The organism is Streptomyces sp. NPDC034670, assembly GCF_055574875.1.
Genome location: NZ_JBVITR010000056.1, coordinates 23,875 through 43,665 on the forward strand (window position 1 = coordinate 23,875; position 19,791 = coordinate 43,665).

The 19,791-nt window shown below is 72.7% G+C and carries 12 protein-coding genes; 10 read left to right on the plus strand and 2 right to left on the minus strand.

What is annotated here, in order from left to right; translation table 11 throughout:
* The first annotated feature begins 258 nt into the window (after positions 1-258).
* From ACZ56B_RS28070 to ACZ56B_RS28100, 7 genes are all read left to right on the plus strand, one after another.
* Positions 259-1,947 carry an extracellular solute-binding protein gene (locus ACZ56B_RS28070; protein WP_468796374.1) on the plus strand — a complete coding sequence of 563 codons (1,689 nt, stop codon included), beginning with the start codon at positions 259-261 and terminating at the stop codon, positions 1,945-1,947.
* A 26-nt stretch (positions 1,948-1,973) separates the two neighbouring features.
* On the plus strand, positions 1,974-3,056 hold the full coding sequence (locus ACZ56B_RS28075; RefSeq protein ID WP_468796376.1) for an ABC transporter permease: 1,083 nt from the start codon (positions 1,974-1,976) through the stop codon (positions 3,054-3,056).
* Positions 3,053-4,012: a carbohydrate ABC transporter permease gene (locus ACZ56B_RS28080; protein WP_468796378.1), complete on the plus strand. Its 960-nt coding sequence runs from the start codon at positions 3,053-3,055 to the stop codon at positions 4,010-4,012. The genes ACZ56B_RS28075 and ACZ56B_RS28080 overlap by 4 nt, the downstream gene beginning before the upstream one ends.
* A gap of 133 nt (positions 4,013-4,145) precedes the next feature.
* Entirely contained in the window at positions 4,146-6,353 is a 2,208-nt protein-coding gene (locus tag ACZ56B_RS28085; RefSeq protein ID WP_468796380.1) for a 1,4-beta-glucanase, read from the plus strand.
* On the plus strand, positions 6,353-8,335 hold the full coding sequence (locus ACZ56B_RS28090) for a beta-galactosidase (RefSeq protein WP_468796382.1): 1,983 nt from the start codon (positions 6,353-6,355) through the stop codon (positions 8,333-8,335). Before ACZ56B_RS28085 ends, ACZ56B_RS28090 begins: the two co-directional genes overlap by 1 nt.
* On the plus strand, positions 8,332-10,548 hold the full coding sequence (locus ACZ56B_RS28095) for a glycosyl hydrolase family 95 catalytic domain-containing protein (RefSeq protein WP_468796384.1): 2,217 nt from the start codon (positions 8,332-8,334) through the stop codon (positions 10,546-10,548). Before ACZ56B_RS28090 ends, ACZ56B_RS28095 begins: the two co-directional genes overlap by 4 nt.
* 35 nt (positions 10,549-10,583) lie before the next feature.
* Positions 10,584-11,297: a glycoside hydrolase family 12 protein gene (locus ACZ56B_RS28100; protein ID WP_468796386.1), complete on the plus strand. Its 714-nt coding sequence runs from the start codon at positions 10,584-10,586 to the stop codon at positions 11,295-11,297.
* Between the two features lie 72 nt (positions 11,298-11,369).
* Here ACZ56B_RS28100 and ACZ56B_RS28105 read toward each other — a convergent pair whose 3' ends face one another.
* Together ACZ56B_RS28105 and ACZ56B_RS28110 are read right to left on the minus strand one after the other, a co-directional pair.
* Positions 11,370-13,415 carry a glycoside hydrolase family 31 protein gene (locus tag ACZ56B_RS28105; protein ID WP_468796388.1) on the minus strand — a complete coding sequence of 682 codons (2,046 nt, stop codon included), beginning with the start codon at positions 13,413-13,415 and terminating at the stop codon, positions 11,370-11,372.
* A 131-nt stretch (positions 13,416-13,546) separates the two neighbouring features.
* Positions 13,547-14,560, minus strand: coding sequence for a LacI family DNA-binding transcriptional regulator (locus ACZ56B_RS28110; RefSeq protein WP_468796390.1), 1,014 nt, complete (start codon positions 14,558-14,560; stop codon positions 13,547-13,549).
* A gap of 365 nt (positions 14,561-14,925) precedes the next feature.
* Between ACZ56B_RS28110 and ACZ56B_RS28115 the strand changes: the two genes are divergently transcribed.
* The 3 genes from ACZ56B_RS28115 (at position 14,926) to ACZ56B_RS28125 (ending at position 19,624) form a co-directional block, all read left to right on the plus strand.
* Positions 14,926-16,875 (plus strand): acyl-CoA dehydrogenase family protein, encoded by a 1,950-nt coding sequence (locus ACZ56B_RS28115; RefSeq protein WP_468796392.1) that lies wholly within the window; start codon positions 14,926-14,928, stop codon positions 16,873-16,875.
* A 185-nt stretch (positions 16,876-17,060) separates the two neighbouring features.
* Entirely contained in the window at positions 17,061-18,323 is a 1,263-nt protein-coding gene (gene dxr, locus ACZ56B_RS28120) for a 1-deoxy-D-xylulose-5-phosphate reductoisomerase (protein WP_468796394.1), read from the plus strand.
* Positions 18,324-18,331: 8 nt separating this feature from the next.
* Positions 18,332-19,624: a M50 family metallopeptidase gene (locus ACZ56B_RS28125; protein WP_468796398.1), complete on the plus strand. Its 1,293-nt coding sequence runs from the start codon at positions 18,332-18,334 to the stop codon at positions 19,622-19,624.
* Positions 19,625-19,791 lie beyond the last annotated feature (167 nt).

A 19,791-nucleotide genomic window follows, 5' to 3' on the forward strand; every position in this document is an offset into this window, starting at 1 on the left:
CCGGTGACTCCAGGACCGTCCATGCGGCGCACGGCGAGGTCGCGCTCGTGCGGCTCCCGAGGAATCTTGGGAACGACCCTTGTGCGCCTTGAGGTGTTCACTTAACCTCGCAGCAACATCGAAGCGCTTCGACTGAGAGGCTCGCCCCCTCGGCGCACCCTCCGCCGAACAGCCGCTTCGGCTCAGCCAGTTCCGCTGAAGACACCGCAGTCGACGGCCACCGCCGGGTGTCCCGGTGCGCCACGAAGGGTTGACGCAATGACGCCGAACGCCGCCCCCCGCTCCTCCGGGCCCAGCCGCAGAAGCTTCCTCGCCTCCACGGCGGTCGCCGCAGCGGCGGTGGCCTCGGGGACGCCGCTGCTCGCCGCCTGCGGGGGCGGGCAGGAGGAGCGCAAGGAGGGCGCCACCTCCGGCAAGGAGGCCGAGAAGCTCCTCCCGGCCTTCGTGGCGTCGAGCGTCGTCACCCCGGACATCCCGGCGAAGAACGGCTCGGCGGCCGGCTTCACCCGGGCCGTCCCGACCGCGGAGCTGAAGACCTCCGTGCCCGAGAAGCTGGGCAGCGGCGGCAGGCTGAAGATCATGTCCCCGTTCTGGGGCACCCCGCCCAAGGGCGACAACCCGTACTACACGGCGATGAACGAGGCCGTCGGCGTCGAGGTCGTCTGGCAGAACCAGGACGGCGTCACCTACGACCAGAAGCTCGGCGCGGTCCTCGCCTCCAGCGAGATCCCCGACGCCGTGGTCGTGCCCGGCTGGAACCTGATGGGCCGCATCCCCAGCGCCGTCAACGCCAAGTTCGCCGACCTCGGCCCCTACCTGTCCGGCGACAAGGTCAAGAAGTACCCCAACCTCGCCGCCGTCCCCACCGAGGCCTGGCAGCGCGGCATCTTCGGCGGGCAGCTCCGCGCGATCCCGATGCCCGCCCCGTACGTCACGGACATCGCGCCCCTGTACCGCAAGGACCTGTTCGACGAGAAGGGCTACGGCGTCCCGAAGAGCCCCGAGGAGTTCCTGTCCTGGGCGAAGGAGGCCACCGACGCCAAGGGCAAGCGCTGGGCCTGCGACGACATGAAGTGGACGGCGTTCAACATCTTCGGCGTCCTGTCCGGCAGCGACAAGGCGCTGTGGTGGAACCTCGAGGGCGACAAGCTGGTCAACCGCATCGAGACCGAGCAGTACCTCGAGGCGCTGGAGTGGACGCGCAAGCTCTACGCCGCCGGGGTGGTGCACCCGGACGCCGTCCAGGGCAAGAGCGGCGGCGACGCGGGCAACCGCTTCACCGCCGGTGAGGTGCTGGTCTACAACCAGAACATCTCCGACTGGTGGGGCAAGACCGCCGAACAGCGGACCCGGAACGCGGACTTCGAGATGGCCGCGTTCGACCTCTTCGGCCCCGACGGCGGCGACCCCACGCTGTGGGCGGTCCAGCCGGCCAACATCTTCACCTTCGTCTCCAAGAAGGCGTCGAAGCAGCAGATCGAGGACTTCCTCGCCCTGTGCAACTTCTGCGCCGCGCCCTACGGCACCAAGGAGTTCATGCTCACCGCCTACGGCGTCGAGGGCACCGACTACGAGACCGAGGACGGCCTGCCGGTCAAGACGCAGCAGGGCGTCAACGAGGTCAACGGCGCCTACGACTACACCGGCAACCCCGCCCCGTACATCGCCTACCCGGACCTGCCCGACGTCACCCGGAGCATGGTGGAGTGGCAGCAGCGCATGGGCGCCTTCACCAGGAAGTCCTCCTTCTTCGGGCTCACCGTCACCGAGCCCACCCGCTGGTCCACCCTCGCCGACGGCTTCGAGCAGCTCGAGGACGACGTGGTGCGCGGCCGCAAGAAGGTCGGCGACGTGCAGCAGGCCGTGTCCGACTGGAGAAGCAAGGGCGGTGACCGCCTGCGCGACTGGTACCGCAAGCTGCTCGACGACAACGGCTCGGCGAAGTGACCCGGGGCTGACGCGAGGAGAGGGCCGTGTCCCACAGCACGGTGCCCCGGAACACGACCGGGGCGCAGACCGCCGAGCAGGCTCCGGAGGGGTCCGGCGATGCCGCCGGGCCCCCGGGCCGGGGCGGGAAGAAGACGGGCGGGAAGACCGGTAAGAGAAGGAAGAGGGGGAGCACGCCGGGCGGGCTGGGCCTGAAGCTCAGGTTCCGGCGCGACCGCACCCTCATCCTCATGACGGTGCCGGCCCTGCTGCTGGTCCTGGTGTTCAACTACGTGCCGATCCTCGGCAACGTGGTCGCCTTCCAGGACTACGACCCGTACCTCAGCGAGAACGGCTTCGTCGCCATCTTCGAGAGCCCCTGGATCGGCTTCGCGCAGTTCGAGCGGATCTTCGCGGACTCGGCCTTCTGGCACGCGGTGGAGAACACCTTCGTCCTGTTCTTCCTCCAGCTGGTGCTCTACTTCCCCATCCCCGTCCTGCTGGCGCTGCTCATCAACAGCGTGGTCAGGCCCCGGGTGCGGGCGGTCGCCCAGGCGATCATGTACCTGCCGCACTTCTTCTCCTGGGTCCTCGTCGTCACCGTCTTCATGCAGATCTTCGGCGGCGCGGGCATCATCGCGCAGACCCTCCGCCGGCACGGTTACGAGGGCTTCGACCTGATGACCGACCCGGAGGTCTTCAAGTACCTGGTGACGTTCGAGACCGTCTGGAAGGACGCCGGCTGGGGCATCATCGTCTTCCTCGCCGCGCTCTCCTCCGTCTCCCACGACCTGTACGAGGCCGCCGCCATGGACGGCGCCGGACGCTGGCGGCGCATGTGGCACATCACGCTGCCCGCCCTGCGCCCGGTGATCGCCCTGCTGCTGGTGCTGCGCGTCGGCGACGCCCTCACCGTCGGCTTCGAGCAACTGCTGCTGCAACGGCAAGCGGTGGGTGTGGAGGCCTCCGAGGTCCTCGACACCTACGTGTGGTGGAACGGCATCCGCAACCAGGACTTCAGCTACGCCGCCGCAGCGGGCCTGATCAAGGGCGTGGTCGGGCTGGCCCTGGTCCTCACCGCCAACAAGGTGGCCCACCTCATGGGCGAGCAGGGGGTGTACAAGAAGTGACCGCCGTCCTCGGCACACCGGCCGGCGGGCAGCCGGCGAAGAAGGCGAAGAAGCCGAGCCCCTGGGCCGCGCCACCCCGCCCCGTCTGGGAGGAGGAGCCGTCCAGGGCCGGGCAGGCGGGCAAGGGACTCGCGCTGGGACTGGCCTGCCTGGCGATCCTCTTCCCGCTGTGGATCGTCGTCGTCACCAGCCTCCAGACCAAGCAGACCATCGACGAGGCCGGCGGCCTGGTGGTGATCCCCAGGAGCATCACCTTCGTCGCCTACCAGGAACTCCTCACCGGCGGCCAGGTGCAGCGCGCCACCCTGGTCAGCATCGGCGTCACCGTCGTCGGGACCCTGTTCAGCATGGCCGTCTCCGTGCTGTGCGCCTACGGCCTCTCGCGCGGCGGCTCGCTCGGCCACCGCTGGATCCTGATGACCCTGCTCGCCACGATGTTCTTCGGCGCCGGTCTGATCCCCACCTACCTGCTGGTCCAGGCCCTCGGCCTCACGGACACCTACCTGGCGCTGATCCTGCCCAGCGCGGTGAGCGTCTTCAACATCCTGGTGCTGCGCTCGTTCTTCATGAACATCTCGCAGGAGCTCATCGACAGCGCCCGCATCGACGGGGCCGGCGACTGGAGGATCCTGTTCCGGATCGTGCTGCCGCTGTCCCGGGCGGTCGTCGCGGTGATCGCGCTGTTCTACGCGGTGGGTTACTGGAGTGCCTGGTTCAACGCGTCGATCTACCTGACCGACCAGGACATGATGCCGCTGCAGAACGTGATGATCCAGCTGGTGCAGAAGCAGGAACGGCCGGTGGGGCTGTCCGCCCAGATCAACACGGGGCAGCTGTCGCCGCTGGCGATCCAGATGGCCGTGATGGTCCTGGCGCTGCTGCCGGTCGCGGTGCTGTCGCCGTTCGTCCAGAAGCACTTCAAGAAGGGGATGCTCACCGGGGCGGTCAAGGGCTGAGGCCGCGCAGGGGTCCGCGCGTCCGCCGGCCGCGACTCCGCCGCGGCCGGCCGCGCCCCGACGACGGATCCCCCACCGGCACAGCCCCGCCCCCCGAGGTCCCCCCCACTCACCCCGTAGACGAGGTCCTGTCATGCATGCGTCCCCCCTGAGCCGACGTGCCGTTCTCGCCGGGGCCGCGGCCACCGCCGCCGTCGTCGGCGCCTCCCTCCCCGGCGGGCGCGCCGAGGCCGCCGGGCCCGCGGCCGCCCCCGCCTACCGCTGGCGCAACGTCGTCATCGGCGGCACCGGGTTCATCACCGGCGTGCTGTTCCACCCCTCCGTGCGCGGGCTCGCCTACGCCCGCACCGACATCGGCGGCGCCTACCGCTGGGACGACCGGACCGACCGCTGGATCCCGCTGCTCGACCACATCGGCTGGGACGACTGGAACCTGCTCGGTGTCGAGGCGATGGCGGTCGACCCCGCCCACCCCGACCGGCTCTACCTCGCCCTCGGCACCTACGCCCAGCCCTGGGCCGGAAACGGCGCGGTGCTGCGCTCCGAGGACCGCGGCGCCACCTGGCGGCGGACCGACCTCACCGTGAAGCTCGGCGCCAACGAGGACGGCCGGGGCACCGGCGAGCGGCTGCTCGTGGACCCGCGCGACAGCGACGTCCTGTGGCTGGGCACCCGGCACGACGGCCTGCTCAGGTCGTCCGACCGGGGCGCCACCTGGACGCCGGTGAGCGGCTTCCCGGCCGCCCCGTCCGCCACCGGCCAGGGCGTCACCCTCCTCGTCGCCGCCGGACGCGCCCTCTACGCCGGCTGGGGCGACGGCGGCTCCGCCCACCTGTTCCGCACCCTCGACGGCACCACCTGGGAGGCGGTGCCCGGGCAGCCGTCCGGCGCCGCCGCCCGCGTGCCGGTCCGGGCCGCGTACGACCGGCACGCCCGCGAGCTGTACGTGACGTACGCCGACGCACCCGGCCCCAACGGGCAGTCCGACGGCAGCGTGCACAAGCTGCGCACCGGCAGCGGCGAGTGGACCGAGGTCACGCCGGTCGCACCGGGCGGCACCACCGGCGACGGGGCCGCCGACACCTTCGGCTACGGCGGGGTCGCCGTCGACGCCCGCCGCCCCGGCACCGTCGTCGTCTCCACCAACAACCGCTGGGCGGCGGTCGACACGCTCTACCGGTCCACCGACGGCGGCCGCACCTGGAGGTCCCTGAAGGACTCCGCGGTCCTGGACGTCTCCGAGACGCCGTACCTGAAGTGGGGCGAGGAGGAACCCAAGTTCGGCTGGTGGATCCAGGCCCTCGCCCTCGACCCGTACGACGCGAGGCACCTCGTTCACGGCACCGGCGCCACCCTCTACGGCACGCGCGACCTCAGGCACTGGGCCCCGCGGGTCCGCGGCCTGGAGGAGACGTCCGTGCGCCAGCTGATCTCGCCCCCCACCGGGAAGGCGCACCTGATCAGCGGCCTCGGGGACATCGGCGTGATGTACCACGACAGGCTCACCGCCTCCCCCTCGCGCGGCATGGCGACGAACCCCGTGTCCGGAACGGCGACCGGCCTCGCGCAGGCCGCCGCCCGGCCCTCCTACGTCGTGCGCACCGGCTGGGGCGACCACGGCAACGGGGCGTACTCCGAGGACGGCGGACGGACCTGGGTCCCCTTCGCGGCCCAGCCCGCGATCGCGAAGGACGCGCCGGGACCGATCGCCGCCAACGCCGACGGCAGCGTGCTGCTGTGGTCCTTCGTGCACGGGGACGGCACGAAGCACGCGGCCCACCGCTCGGCGGACGACGGCGCCACCTGGTCCGAGGTCCCCACCTTCCCCGAGGGCGCCGTCCCGGTCGCCGACCCCGTCGACCCGGCGCGCTTCTACGCCTACGACACCGACACGGGCACGCTCCTCGCCAGCACCGACGGCGGGCGCACCTTCACCGCGCGGGCGGACGGACTGCCCGCGGGCGACAGCCAGTTCAAGCTGGCCGCGGCGCCCGGCCGGTCCGGTGACCTGTGGCTGAGCGCCAAGGAGAACGGGCTGCACCGCTCCACCGACGGCGGCGTGACCTTCACGAAGGTGGAGAGCTGCCGCTCCTCCCACACCCTCGGCTTCGGCAAGGCCGCCCCCGGCGCCGGCTACCCCGCGGTCTACCAGGTCGGCTCCACGGGGACGATCACCGCCGTGTACCGCTCCGACGACGGGGCGAGGACCTGGGTGCGCGTCAACGACGACGACCACCAGTGGGGCTGGACCGGCGAGGCGATCACCGGTGACCCCCGCGTGTACGGCCGGGTCTACCTCGCCACCAACGGGCGCGGCATCCAGTACGGGGAGCCCGTCTGATGCCGGGGCGCGAAGGACCCACGCTCGCCGACGTCACCCGCGGCCGCATCCTCTACGGCGGCGACTACAACCCGGAGCAGTGGCCCGAGGAGGTCTGGCACGAGGACGTCCGCCTGATGAAGGAGGCCGGCGTCAACTCCGTCACCCTCGGCGTCTTCTCCTGGTCGAAGCTCGAACCCCGCCCGGGAGAAAGGGACTTCGGCTGGCTGGACCGGCTGATGGACCTGATGCACCACGCCGGCGTCGGCGTCGTGCTCGCCACCCCGACCGCCTCGCCGCCGCCCTGGATGGGGCACCTCCACCCGGACACCCTGCCCCGCGACGAGGACGGCCGGACCGAGTGGTGGGGCGGCCGCCAGCACTTCTCGCACTCCAGCGCCACCTACCGCCGCTTCGCCGCGGCCATCACCGAGGACCTGGCCGCCCGCTACGCCGGCCATCCGGCCCTCACCCTGTGGCACGTCAACAACGAGTACTGCACCTACGACTGGGGCGACGAGGCCGCCGCCCGCTTCCGTGCCTGGCTGCGCCACCGCTACGGCACCCTCGAGGCCCTCAACACCGCCTGGGGCACCGCCTTCTGGAGCCAGGGCTACGGCGACTGGGCCGAGGTGCTGCCGCCCCGCCGCGCGCACTACCTGAAGAACCCCTCCCAGGTGCTGGACTTCAAGCGCTTCACCTCCGACATGCTCCTGGAGTGCTGCACCGCCGAGCGCGACATCGTCCGCCGGCACACCCCGCACATCCCGGTCACCACCAACTTCATGCCGCTGTGGGCCGGCCAGGACGCCTGGCGCTGGGCCGAGGAGGAGGACGTCGTCTCCGTCGACCTCTATCCCGACCCCCGCGACCCCCACGGCGCCGAGAGCGGCGCGCTCGTGCAGGACATGACCCGCTCCCAGGCGCGCGGCCCCTGGATGCTGATGGAGCAGGCGGCCGGGCCGGTCAACTGGCGCGGCGTGAACCACCCCAAGCCGCGCGGCCTCAACCGCCTGTGGTCCCTGCAGGCCGTGGCCCGCGGCGCGGACGCCGTCTGCTACTTCCAGTGGCGCCAGTCCCGGCAGGGCGCGGAGAAGTTCCACTCCGGGATGGTCGGCCACGCGGGGGCGGAGGGACGCACGTACCGGGAGGTCAGGCAGCTCGGCGCGGACCTGGCGCGGATCGCCCCGCACGTCACCGGCGCCCGGATCACCGCCGACGTCGCCGTGCTGCACGACTGGCACTCCTGGTGGGCCGGCGACCAGGAGGCGCGGCCGTCGCGCGAGGTCGACCACCCGCGGGTCCTGGGGGCCTGGCACCGGGCACTGTGGCAGGCGCACCTCACCACCGACTTCGCCCACCCCGCCCACGACCTGTCCGCCTACCGGCTGGTCGTCGTGCCCCAGCTCTACCTCCTCACCGACGCGGCCGTCGACAACCTCCTGGCGTACGTGCGCGGCGGCGGCACCCTCGTCTGCGGCTTCCTGACCGGCGTGGCCGACCAGGACGACCGGATCCGGCCCGGCGGCATGGACGCCCGGCTGCGCGCCCTCTTCGGCATCCGCACCCTGCACGAGTGGTGGCCGCTGGACCCCGGGGAGACCGTCGCGTGCGAGGGCTTCCGGGGCACCCTGTGGTCGGAGGAGCTGGAGGCCGACGGCACCGCCGACGAGACCGTCCCCTACCGGGGCGGGGAGCTCGACGGCCTGCCCGCCGTCCTGCGCAAGGGCCGCGCCTGGTACGTCTCGACGCTCCCGGAACCGGACGCGCTGCGCGCGCTGCTGACCCGTGTCGCGGACCGGGCCGGCGTCCGGCCGGTGCTCGACGGCCTCCCGGACCGGGTCGAGGCGGTGCGCCGCGGTGAGGTGCTGTTCCTGCTCCACCACGGCCGCGAACCGGTCACCGTCGACGTCCCCGGCACCCACCACGACCTGCTGACCGGGACGACCGTCACCGACCGGGTCACCCTCGGCCGCCACGGCGTGGCGGTGCTGCGGTCATGAGCGCCGCACCCGTCCACGGAACCTGGGAGCCGCGCCCGGCCGCCCGCTGGGAGGACGGCTTCCTGACCGGCAACGGCCACCACGGCGCCCTGGTGTCCGGCGATCCGCACGACGACCGGGTCGTCGTCACGCACCACACCCTCGTCCGCCCGGACGGGGCGAGCGGCGCGCACCGCCTGCCGCCCCGCCTGGCCGCCGGGCTCCCCGGCCTCCAGGACCGCCTGCTCGCCGGCGACCGGACCGCCGCCGAGGACTTCACCGACGGCCGCCCCCTGACGTGGGTGCGGTCCTTCCACCCGGCCTTCCGGACACGCCTGCGCCGCCCGGACGCCCACCGGGACGACGACCCGCCCGGCTACCGCCGCGCGGTCGACTTCGCCACCGGCGTCGCGGAGGCGAGGCGCCCCGGCTGGACCAGCCGCGTCTTCGTCTCCCGCGCCGACGACGTGATCGTCCAGCACGTCACCGGCCCGGGACTCGTCCTCGACGTCTGCCTGGACCACCGGCTCCCCGGCGCCCCCACCGCACTGGGCGTCGGCCACGGCGCCGTCCTCACCCCCGAGGGCGCCCTGCTGAGCCTGCGCGCCCGTTACCCGGGCAGCGACCTGGCGTACACCGGCGTCACCCTGGTCGCCGTCACCGGCGGCACGACCACGCTCACCCCTCCGGGGGTCCGGGTCGAGGGCGCGCGGTCCGTGCTGCTGCTCACCCGGGTGCGGCGCCACACCAGGGAGGCGGACGTGACCGCCGAGGGCCGCGCCCTGCGGGACCTGCTCGACGAGGGGCGGGAGGCGTACGACGGCCTCCTGGCCCGCCACCTGCCCCACCACCGCACCGCGTACGAACGCGTCACCCTCGACCTGGCCGCCGACCCGGCCGAACGCGCCCTGCCGGGCTCCGCGCTGCTGGCCCGGCCGCACAGCGCCGCCCTGCTCGAACGGCTCTTCGCGGCCGGCCGCTACCACCTGCTGTCGGCCGGCGGACTGCTCCCGCCCCGCCTCACCGGACTGTGGACCGGCGACTGGGACACCGCCTGGTCCGGCGCCTTCACCAACGACGCCAACCTCAACCTCCAGACCGCCTCCGCCGCGGCCGCCGCCCTCCCCGAGGTCACCGAGGCGCTGGCGTCGCTCGTCCACCGCCAGCTGCCCGACTGGCGGGACAACGCCCGCGCGGTCTTCGGCACCCGGGGCGCGGTCGCGCCCGCGCACACCGACGGCGAGTCCGGGCACGCGTACCACTTCAGCCGCGAGTACCCCCTCCACCTGTGGACCGCCGGTGCCGACTGGCTGCTCAAGCCCCTCGTCGACCACGACGAGACCTACGGCGTGCGCGACCCGCGCACCGCCGCCGCGCTCGCCGAGGTCGCCCTGTTCTACGAGGACTTCCTCACCCGCACCGACTCCGGCGGTCGGCTGGTCGTGGTCCCCTCCTACTCGCCCGAGAACCGGCCCGCGAACGCGAGCTGGGGCACGCTCAACGCGGCCATGGACCTCTCCGCGGCCCGGCACGCCCTGCTGACCGCCGCCGCGTACCACCCGGAGCACGCCGACCGGTGGCGGGCGCTCGCCGACCGGCTGCCGCCGCACCGGACCAACGCCGACGGCGCGCTCGCCGAATGGGCCTGGCCGGGCCTGGAGGACTCCTACGACCACCGCCACCTCAGCCACCTCTACGGCGTCTGGCCCCTGGAGGAGATCACCCCCTACGACACCCCGGCCCTGGCGGCGGCCGCCCACCGCGCCCTGGAACTGCGCGGCGCCGAGAACGACTCCGCGCACGGCCACCTGCACCACGCCCTGGTCGCGGCGCGGCTGCGGGACGCCGGGCGGGTCGCCCACGCGCTGGCCCGGGTGCTGGAGGGCGACTTCTTCCACGCCTCCCTGATGAGCGCGCACTACCCGCACCGCCACGTCTACAACGCCGACGCCGCCCACACCCTGCCCGCCGTGCTGATCGAGGCGCTGGTGCAGTCCACCCCCGACCGGCTGGTCCTGCTGCCCGCCCCGCTCCCGGCGTACCCGAGCGGCGCGCTGCGCGGGGTGCGCACCCGCTTCGGCGCCCTGCTCGACCTCACCTGGTCCCCGGACGGTGCCACCGCCGTGCTGCGGCCGGACCGCACCTGCCGCGTCGACCTGCGGACCCCCGCCGGCGCCGAGCCCCTCGACCTCGTCGCCGGCGAGGACCGCGTCCTCACCCTGAGGCCGCGGTGACCCCCGTGATTCCCCCCACCCATGGAAGGAACACCATGGCAACAAGCACCCTGAGCAGGATCACCAAGGTCCTGCTGGCCCCCGCCCTCGCGCTCGGGGCGACGGTCGGCCTCGCCTCCGCGCCCGCGCACGCCGCCGTCTGGAGCTCCTGCGACCAGTGGGGCAACACCGGCCTGAACGGCTACACGCTCTACAACAACATCTGGGGCCCGGGCGCCGGCAGCCAGTGCGTCTGGGCCAACTCCGGCACCGACTGGGGCGTGTGGGCCGACCACCCGAACACCGGCGGCATCAAGTCCTACCCGAACGCCAAGAAGGTGATCAACAAGCCGATCGCCTCGCTCGGTTCGCTCACCAGCAGCTACCACGTCACCGTCCCGTCCGCGGGCGCGTACAACACCTCGTACGACATCTGGGACACGGACTACGACTACGAGATCATGCTCTGGGTGAACCACCACGGCGCCGTCGGCCCGCTCGGCTCCTCCCAGGGCACGGTGAGCCTCGGCGGCCACACCTGGAACGTCTACAAGGGCAGCAACGGACACAACGAGGTCTTCTCGTTCCTGCGCACCTCCGACTCCACGTCCGGAACGGTGAACATCCTCCCGATCCTGAAGTGGATCAAGGACACCAAGGGCTGGATGGGCAACGAGACCATCGGCGACGTCCAGTTCGGGTACGAGATCACCTCGTCGCCGGGCGGGCTGGACTTCCGCACCAACCGCCTGACGGTGTCGGGCGGCTGAGGGCTTCCCGCGAGGCCGGTGGAGACCGGTGAGGGGGTGCCCCGGTCCCGGGGCACCCCTTCCGCGTCAGGCTCACGCCTCCCGGACCGGCAGGCTCGCCCCGTCCCGCAGGAACAGCGGGATGCGGTCCAGCGGCGCCTCGACCGTCACGGCGGCACCGCCCTCGTACGTCTGCCCCGTCCACGCGTCCGTCCAGCGCGCGCCCGCCGGGAGGTACGCCGTCCGGGCCGTGGCGCCCGCCGTCAGCACCGGGGCGACCAGCAGGTCGCGGCCGAACAGGTACGCGTCGTCCACCGACCAGGCCGCCCGGTCGTCGGGGAACTCCAGGAACAGCGGCCGCATCACCGGCAGCCCCTCCTCGTGCGCCTCCCGCATGACCTCAAGGACGTACGGCTTCAGCCGCTCGCGCAGCCGCAGGTACTTCACGAGGACCGGGTACGCCTCCTCGCCGTACGACCACACCTCGTTCGGGCCACCGGTCATGTCCGGGCCCAGCGGCATGCCCGGGTCGCGGAAACCGTGCAGCCGCATCAGCGGGGACAGCGCGCCGAACTGGAACCAGCGGACCATCACCTCGCGGTAGGCGGGGTCGTCCGGGTCGCCGCCGTGGAAGCCGCCGATGTCGGTGTTCCACCACGGGATGCCCGACAGCGCGGTGTTGAGGCCGGCCGCGACCTGGCGGCGCAGGGTGGCGAAGTCGGTGCCGATGTCACCGGACCACAGGGCGGCCCCGTAGCGCTGACTGCCCGCCCACGCCGAGCGGTTGAGGGTGATCACCTCGTCCTCACCGCAGGCCCTGAGGCCCTCGTGGAAGGCGCGGGAGTTCTCGGCCGGGTACAGGTTGCCGACCTCCAGGCCCGGACCCGCCCAGTAGCGCAGGTTCTCCGGGAAGCCCGGCTTCAGCTCCGGCTCGCAGGCGTCCAGCCAGAAGGCCGTGATCCCGTACGGGTCGAGGTAGTTCTCCTTGATCCTCGACCACACGAACTCCCGGGCCTCGGGGTTGGTGGCGTCGTAGAAGGCGACCTGGACCGTGGAGGCGACCCCCTTGTCCGGCCAGTCGGCGTGCGCCATCGGACCGTACTGGGTGCCGATGAAGTAGCCGCGCTGCTCCATCACCGGGTGGTTCTCGCTCAGCGGGGAGACCGACGGCCACACCGAGACCACCAGCTTGACGCCGAGCTCCTCCAGCTCGCGCACCATCGCCGCCGGGTCGGGCCACTCCCTCGGGTCGAACTTCCACTCGCCGAGGTGCGTCCAGTGGAAGAAGTCGCAGACGATCGCGTCCAGCGGCAGCCCCCGGCGCTTGTACTCCCGCGCCACGGCGAGGAGTTCGTCCTGGGTGCGGTAACGCAGCTTGCACTGCCAGAACCCGGCCGCCCACTGCGGCAGCATCGGCGACCGCCCGGTCACCGCGCTGTAGCGGCGCTGGGCGTCCGCCGGGGTGCCCGCGGTGATCCAGTAGTCGATCTGCCGGGCCGAGTCCGCCACCCAGCGGGTGCCGCCCAGGGCCAGCTCCACGCGGCCGACCGCCGGGTTGTTCCACAGCAGGGTGTAGCCGCGGCTGGAGGTGAGCACCGGGATGGAGACCTCGGCGTTGCGCTGCACGAGGTCGACGACCAGGCCCTTCTGGTCCAGCCGGCCGTGCTGGTGCTGGCCCAGGCCGTACAGCCGCTCGTCGTCGTAGGCGGCGAACCGCTGCTCCAGCCGGTGGTGGCCGCCTCCGACCGCCGTGTACAGGCGCGGGCCGGGCCACCAGAAGTGGGCGCGCTCCTCGGCGAGCAGTTCGCTCCCGTCGGCGGTGCGCAGGAAGCGGACCATGCCCTCGGCGTCGACCTCGGCGGTCAGCGCGCCGACGGTCAGCCGGCCCCGGCCGTCCTCGATCTTCACGGTGGACTCGGTGGCGGGCGCCTCGTCCAGGAGGGCACCGGGCAGGCCCGGGAGCACCGGGCCACCGAGCCGGGCCCGCACCCGGACCGCGTCCGGCCCCCACGGTTCGATCCGTACGGTCTCCTGGCGGCCGCTCCACTCCAGCGCACCGTCCCGCTCGCGGAACGTGCCGACGGTGGGGGAGGACTGGGCGAGGCTGACCTTGGGCTGTGTTCCGGCGGACTGGGTCACGAGGCGTGCTCCTGGAGGAGTGCAGACAGGGAGGTGCCCCGGTGGGGGCGGACGTTCGCTGAAGCCGAAGAAGGAGGGGACGGGAGGAGGCGGGGGAGGGACAGGGACAGGGGAGGAGGGGAGGGGCGGGTCTACGGGGCGGCGGGGGCCGGCCCGGAACTCGCCCGGACCGTCAGCTCGGGCGCGAGCAGCACGACCTCGTCGCCGCCCCGCCCGCCGAGCTTGGCGACCAGCTGTTCCACGGCGCGCCGGCCCATCTCCTGCGCGGGGATGGCGACGGAGGTGAGCCGCACCGACGCCTGGACGGCGACCTGCTCGGGGCAGATCGCGACCACCGAGACGTCCTCGGGCACGGCCCGCCCCTGCTGTCGCAGCAGGGCCAGCAGCGGTTCCACCACCGACTCGTTCTGCACGACGAACCCGGTGGTGCCCGGGCGTTCGTCCAGGATCCGGGAGAGCGTCACGGCCATCGCGTCGTACCCGCCCCCGCACGGCCGGTGCAGCAGCCGCAGCCCCAGCTCCCGTCCCCGGGAGCGGAGCCCGTCGAGGGTGCGCTCGGCGAAGCCGGTGTGCCGCTCGTACACCGCGGGGGCCTCGCCGATGACGGCGACGTCCCGGTGCCCCAGGGCCGCCAGGTGCTCCACGCACAGCGCGCCGGTGGCCCGGAAGTCGAGGTCGACGCAGGTCAGGCCGGCGGTGTCGGCGGGCAGTCCGATCAGCACCGCCGGCTGGTCCGTCTCCCGCAGCAGCGGCAGCCGCCCGTCGTCGAGCTCGACGTCCATCAGGATCATCCCGTCGGCCAGGCCGCTGCCCGAGACGCGGCGCACCGCGTCGGGGCCCTCCTCGCCGGTGAGCAGCAGCACGTCGTAGCCGTGCGTGCGGGCCGTGGTGGCCACCGCGATGGCGATCTCCATCATCACCGGCACGTACATGTCGGTGCGCAGCGGGACCATCAGCGCGATGATGTTCGACCTGCTGCTGGCCAGGGCGCGGGCCCCGGCGTTCGGGTGGTACCCGAGCTCGCGGATGCTCCGCTCGACCCGCTGCCGGGTGGTCGCGGAGATGGACCGCTTGCCGCTGAGGACATAGCTCACCGTGCTCGCCGAGACTCCGGCGTGCTGGGCGACCTCGGCGAGGGTGACCATCCAGCTCTCCCAGTGGTGTGAAGCGCTTCGACAGTGCGCGGAACGTACAAGGGCGGGTGAGGGTGGTTCGACAGTATCCCTAGCGGAGGTGGGTGTCCATAGGCTGTCGAAGCGCTTCGACAGCTTTCTCCGGGAGCCGTCGAAACGGGCCGCGTGAGGTCCTCCAGATTCCCACGGGCGGCGCCCGGCCGGCCCCCGGCCCCGGTGTCGGCCGAACGGCCGCACGAAGGGTGGCGGGGTGAGGGTGGATCGGGTACATACGAACGAGTAGCACCAGTCGGTAACGTAACCGCCGGGATCGCGCGAAAGGACCACCTCCCGGAGGTTCCCGCCCATCCACCCCGATCCGCGGCGAGGTGAGCCTCATGTCCGCAGCACCCGAGTCACCCCCGTCCCCGCCCCGCCCCACCGTCACCGAACGTGAGGCCCGCCAGGTCGCGGAGGACGCCCGGGAACAGCACTGGCGCAAGCCCAGCTTCGCCAAGGAACTGTTCCTCGGCCGCTTCCGGCTCGACCTGATCCACCCCCACCCCCTCCCGGCCGGCGAGGACGCCCAGCGCGGCGAGGAGTTCCTCGCCAAGCTCCGCGACTTCTGCGAGACGGAGATCGACGGCGCGCTGATCGAACGCGAGGCGCGCATCCCCGACGCGGTGGTCGCCGGGCTCAAGGAGCTCGGCGCCTTCGGCATGAAGATCGACACCAAGTACGGCGGCCTGGGCCTCACCCAGGTCTACTACAACAAGGCCCTCGCCCTGGTCGGCTCCGCCAGCCCCGCGATCGGCGCCCTGCTCTCCGCCCACCAGTCGATCGGCGTCCCGCAGCCGCTGAAGATCTTCGGCACGCAGGAGCAGAAGGAGACGTTCCTGCCGCGCTGCGCCCGCACCGACATCTCGGCCTTCCTGCTCACCGAGCCGGACGTCGGCTCCGACCCGGCCCGGCTGGCCACCACCGCCGTCCCCGAGGGCGACGAGTACGTCCTGGACGGCGTGAAGCTGTGGACGACCAACGGCGTGGTCGCCGACCTCCTCGTGGTCATGGCGCGCGTACCGGAGTCCGAGGGCCACCGGGGCGGCATCACCGCGTTCGTCGTGGAGGCGGCCTCGGAGGGCGTCACCGTCGAGAACCGCAACGCCTTCATGGGCCTGCGCGGCCTGGAGAACGGCGTCACCCGCTTCCACCGGGTCCGCGTCCCCGCCTCGCACCGCATCGGCGAGGAGGGCCAGGGCCTGAAGATCGCCCTCACCACGCTCAACACCGGCCGGCTGTCCCTGCCCGCCATGTGCGTGGGCGCCGGCAAGTGGTGCCTGAAGATCGCCCGCGAGTGGTCGGCGGTCCGGGAGCAGTGGGGCAAGCCGGTGGCGCTGCACGAGGCGGTCGGCTCCAAGATCTCCTTCATCGCGGCGACCACCTTCGCCCTGGAGGCCGTCGTCGACCTGTCCTCGCAGATGGCGGACGAGGACCGCAACGACATCCGCATCGAGGCCGCCCTCGCCAAGCTGTACGGCTCCGAGATGGCCTGGCTGATGGCCGACGAACTGGTCCAGATCCGCGGCGGACGCGGCTTCGAGACCGCCGACTCCCTCCGGGCGCGCGGCGAGCGGGCGGTCCCCGCCGAGCAGATGCTGCGCGACCTGCGCATCAACCGCATCTTCGAGGGGTCCACCGAGATCATGCACCTGCTGATCGCCCGGGAGGCCGTCGACGCCCACCTGTCGGTCGCCGGCGATCTGATCGACCCCGAGAAGTCGCTCTCCGACAAGGCCAGGGCGGGCGCGAACGCGGGCGCCTTCTACGCGAAGTGGCTGCCGAAGCTGGTCGCGGGCCCCGGACAGCTCCCCGGCGCCTACGGCGCCTTCAAGCACGGCGTCGACCTGTCGCCGCACCTGCGCTACGTCGAACGCGCCGCCCGCAAGCTGGCCCGTTCCACCTTCTACGCCATGTCCCGCTGGCAGGGGAGGATGGAGACCAAGCAGGGCTTCCTGGGCCGGATCGTCGACATCGGCGCCGAACTGTTCGCGATGAGCGCCGCCTGCGTCCGCGCCGAGCTCCTGCGCGACCGCGGCGAGCACGGCCGCGAGGCCTACCAGCTCGCCGACGCCTTCTGCCGCCAGGCCCGCATCCGGGTCGAGGAACTCTTCGGCCGGCTGTGGACCAACACCGACGACCTCGACCGCACGGTCGTCAAGGGAGTGCTCTCCGGCACCTACGCGTGGCTGGAGCACGGCGTCGTCGACCCCTCGGGCGACGGCCCGTGGATCGCGGACGCCACACCGGGCCCGAGCACCCGGGACAACGCGCACCGGCCGATCCGCTGAACCGGGGGTCCGCTGAACCGGGAAGGGGACGGCCGTCCGGCCCCTCCTCCCCGCCGCGGGGCGCGGGCGCGGCCCGCCCCGCCCGCGCCCCGGCGCCCTCCCGTCCGGCGGACACGACGCGGACGCGGGAGCGCAGTGCCGGGGCGGGGCCCCGGCAGCGGCCGCAACCCGACACAATGGTGGCCATGACCGACGCTCCAGCCCCCCTCGCCGACCCGCGCCTGGTGTACGACCCCGTCGCGGGAGACGGCCCGAAGGACGTGGTGATCCTCGGCTCCACCGGGTCGATCGGCACCCAGGCCGTCGACCTCGTGCTGCGCAACCCCGGCCGCTTCCGGGTCACCGGCCTGTCCGCCCACGGCGGCCGGGTCGCCCTCCTCGCCGAACAGGCCCGCCGGCTGCGGGTGCGTACGGTCGCCGTCGCCCGCGAGGACGTGGTGCCGGCCCTGCGCGAGGCGCTGTCCGCGCAGTACGGGGCGGGGGAGCCGCTGCCCGAGATCCTGGCCGGGAAGGACGCGGCCACCCAGCTCGCCGCCTCCGCCTGCCACACCGTCCTCAACGGCATCACCGGCTCCATCGGACTCGCGCCGACCCTCGCCGCCCTGGAGGCGGGCCGCACCCTGGCGCTCGCCAACAAGGAGTCGCTCATCGTCGGCGGCCCGCTGGTCAAGGCGCTGGCCAAGCCCGGGCAGATCATCCCGGTCGACTCCGAGCACGCCGCGCTGTTCCAGGCACTGGCCGCCGGCACCCGCGCCGACGTGCGCAGGCTCGTCGTCACCGCCTCCGGCGGCCCCTTCCGCGGCCGCACCAGGGAGCAGCTGGCGCACGTCACCGTCGAGGACGCCCTCGCCCACCCCACCTGGGCCATGGGACCGGTGATCACGATCAACTCCGCCACCCTCGTCAACAAGGGGCTGGAGGTCATCGAGGCGCACCTGCTGTACGACATTCCCTTCGACCGCATTGAGGTCGTCGTGCACCCGCAGTCGTATGTCCACTCGATGGTTGAGTTCACGGACGGATCGACACTGGCCCAGGCGACGCCCCCCGACATGCGCGGGCCCATCGCCATCGGCCTCGGCTGGCCCGAAAGGGTCCCCGACGCCGCCCCGGTCTTCGACTGGAGCAAGGCGTCCACCTGGGAGTTCTTCCCCCTGGACAACGAGGCGTTCCCCTCGGTGGACCTCGCCCGGCACGTGGGCGAGCTCGCGGGCACCGCCCCGGCGGTGTTCAATGCCGCCAACGAGGAGTGCGTGGAGGCGTTCCGCGCCGGCGCGCTGCCGTATCTCGGGATCATGGAGACGGTCACGCGGGTGGTCGAGGAGCACGGCACCCCGCGGACGGGAACCTCACTGACCGTGGCGGACGTCCTCGAAGCGGAGAACTGGGCCCGCGCGCGGGCCCGGGAACTGACAGCCCGGACGGCGAGCGCGGAGGCGCGTGCATGACGACCCTGATGTTCATCCTCGGCATAGTCGTCTTCGCGGTCGGCCTGCTGGTCTCCATCGCCTGGCACGAGCTCGGGCACCTGTCCACGGCCAAGATGTTCGGCATCCGGGTGCCCCAGTACATGGTCGGCTTCGGGCCGACCCTGTGGTCGCGGCAGAAGGGCGAGACCGAGTACGGCGTCAAGGCGATCCCGTTCGGCGGCTACATCCGCATGATCGGCATGTTCCCGCCCGGCCCGGACGGCCGGCTGGAGGCCCGTTCCACCTCACCGTGGCGCGGCATGATCGAGGACGCCCGCTCCGCCGCGTTCGAGGAGCTCCGGCCGGGCGACGAGAAGCGCCTGTTCTACACGCGCAAGCCGTGGAAACGGGTCGTCGTCATGTTCGCGGGCCCGTTCATGAACCTGGTCCTCGCCGTGGCGCTGTTCCTCACCGTGCTCATGGGCTTCGGCATCCAGCAGCAGACCACCACCGTCAGCTCGGTCTCGCCGTGCGTCATCGCGCAGAGCGAGAACCGCGACGAGTGCAAGGAGTCCGACCCCCGGTCCCCGGCCGCCGCGGCCGGCATGAAGGCGGGGGACCGGATCGTCGCCTTCGACGGGACCCGGACCGAGGACTGGGGCACCCTCTCCGACCTCATCCGGGACAGCGCCGGCAAGGAGGTGCCGATCGTCGTCGACCGCGACGGCCGGGAGGTGACCCTCCAGGCGGAGATCGCCACCAACCTGGTCGCCAAGAAGGACGGCAACGGCGCCTACGTCCAGGACGAGTACGTCAAGGCCGGCTTCCTCGGCTTCAGCGCGGCCACCGGCGTCGTCAGACAGGACTTCGGCGACTCCGTGGTCTGGATGACCGACCGGGTCGGCGACGCGGTCGACTCCCTCGCCGCGCTGCCGTCCAAGGTCCCCGCCCTGTGGGACGCGGCCTTCGGCGACGGCCCGCGCGAACCCGACTCCCCGATGGGCGTCGTCGGCGCGGCCCGGGTCGGCGGCGAGATCGCCACCCTCGACATCCCGGCCTCGCAGCAGCTGGCCATGTTCGTGATGCTGCTCGCGGGCTTCAACCTGTCCCTGTTCCTGTTCAACATGCTCCCGTTGCTGCCGCTCGACGGCGGGCACATCGCGGGCGCGCTGTGGGAGTCGCTGCGCCGCAACACCGCCAAGCTGCTGCGCCGCCCCGACCCGGGACCGTTCGACGTGGCGAAACTGATGCCGGTGGCCTACGTGGTGGCCGGGATCTTCGTCTGCTTCACCCTCCTCGTCCTCGTCGCGGACGTGGTGAACCCGGTGCGGATCTCCTAGGGCGTGGGGCGAAAGCCCCGTCCGCCCGGCGACGCCCGGCACGCACGCTCGCCGCGTCGTCGGGGGGGGGGGGGGGGGGGTGGGGGGGGGGGGGGGGGACGGCGCCAGGGCCCCAACCACCCACCACACCCACACTCCGCCCCGGCAGGAGGGAAACACAACAGTGG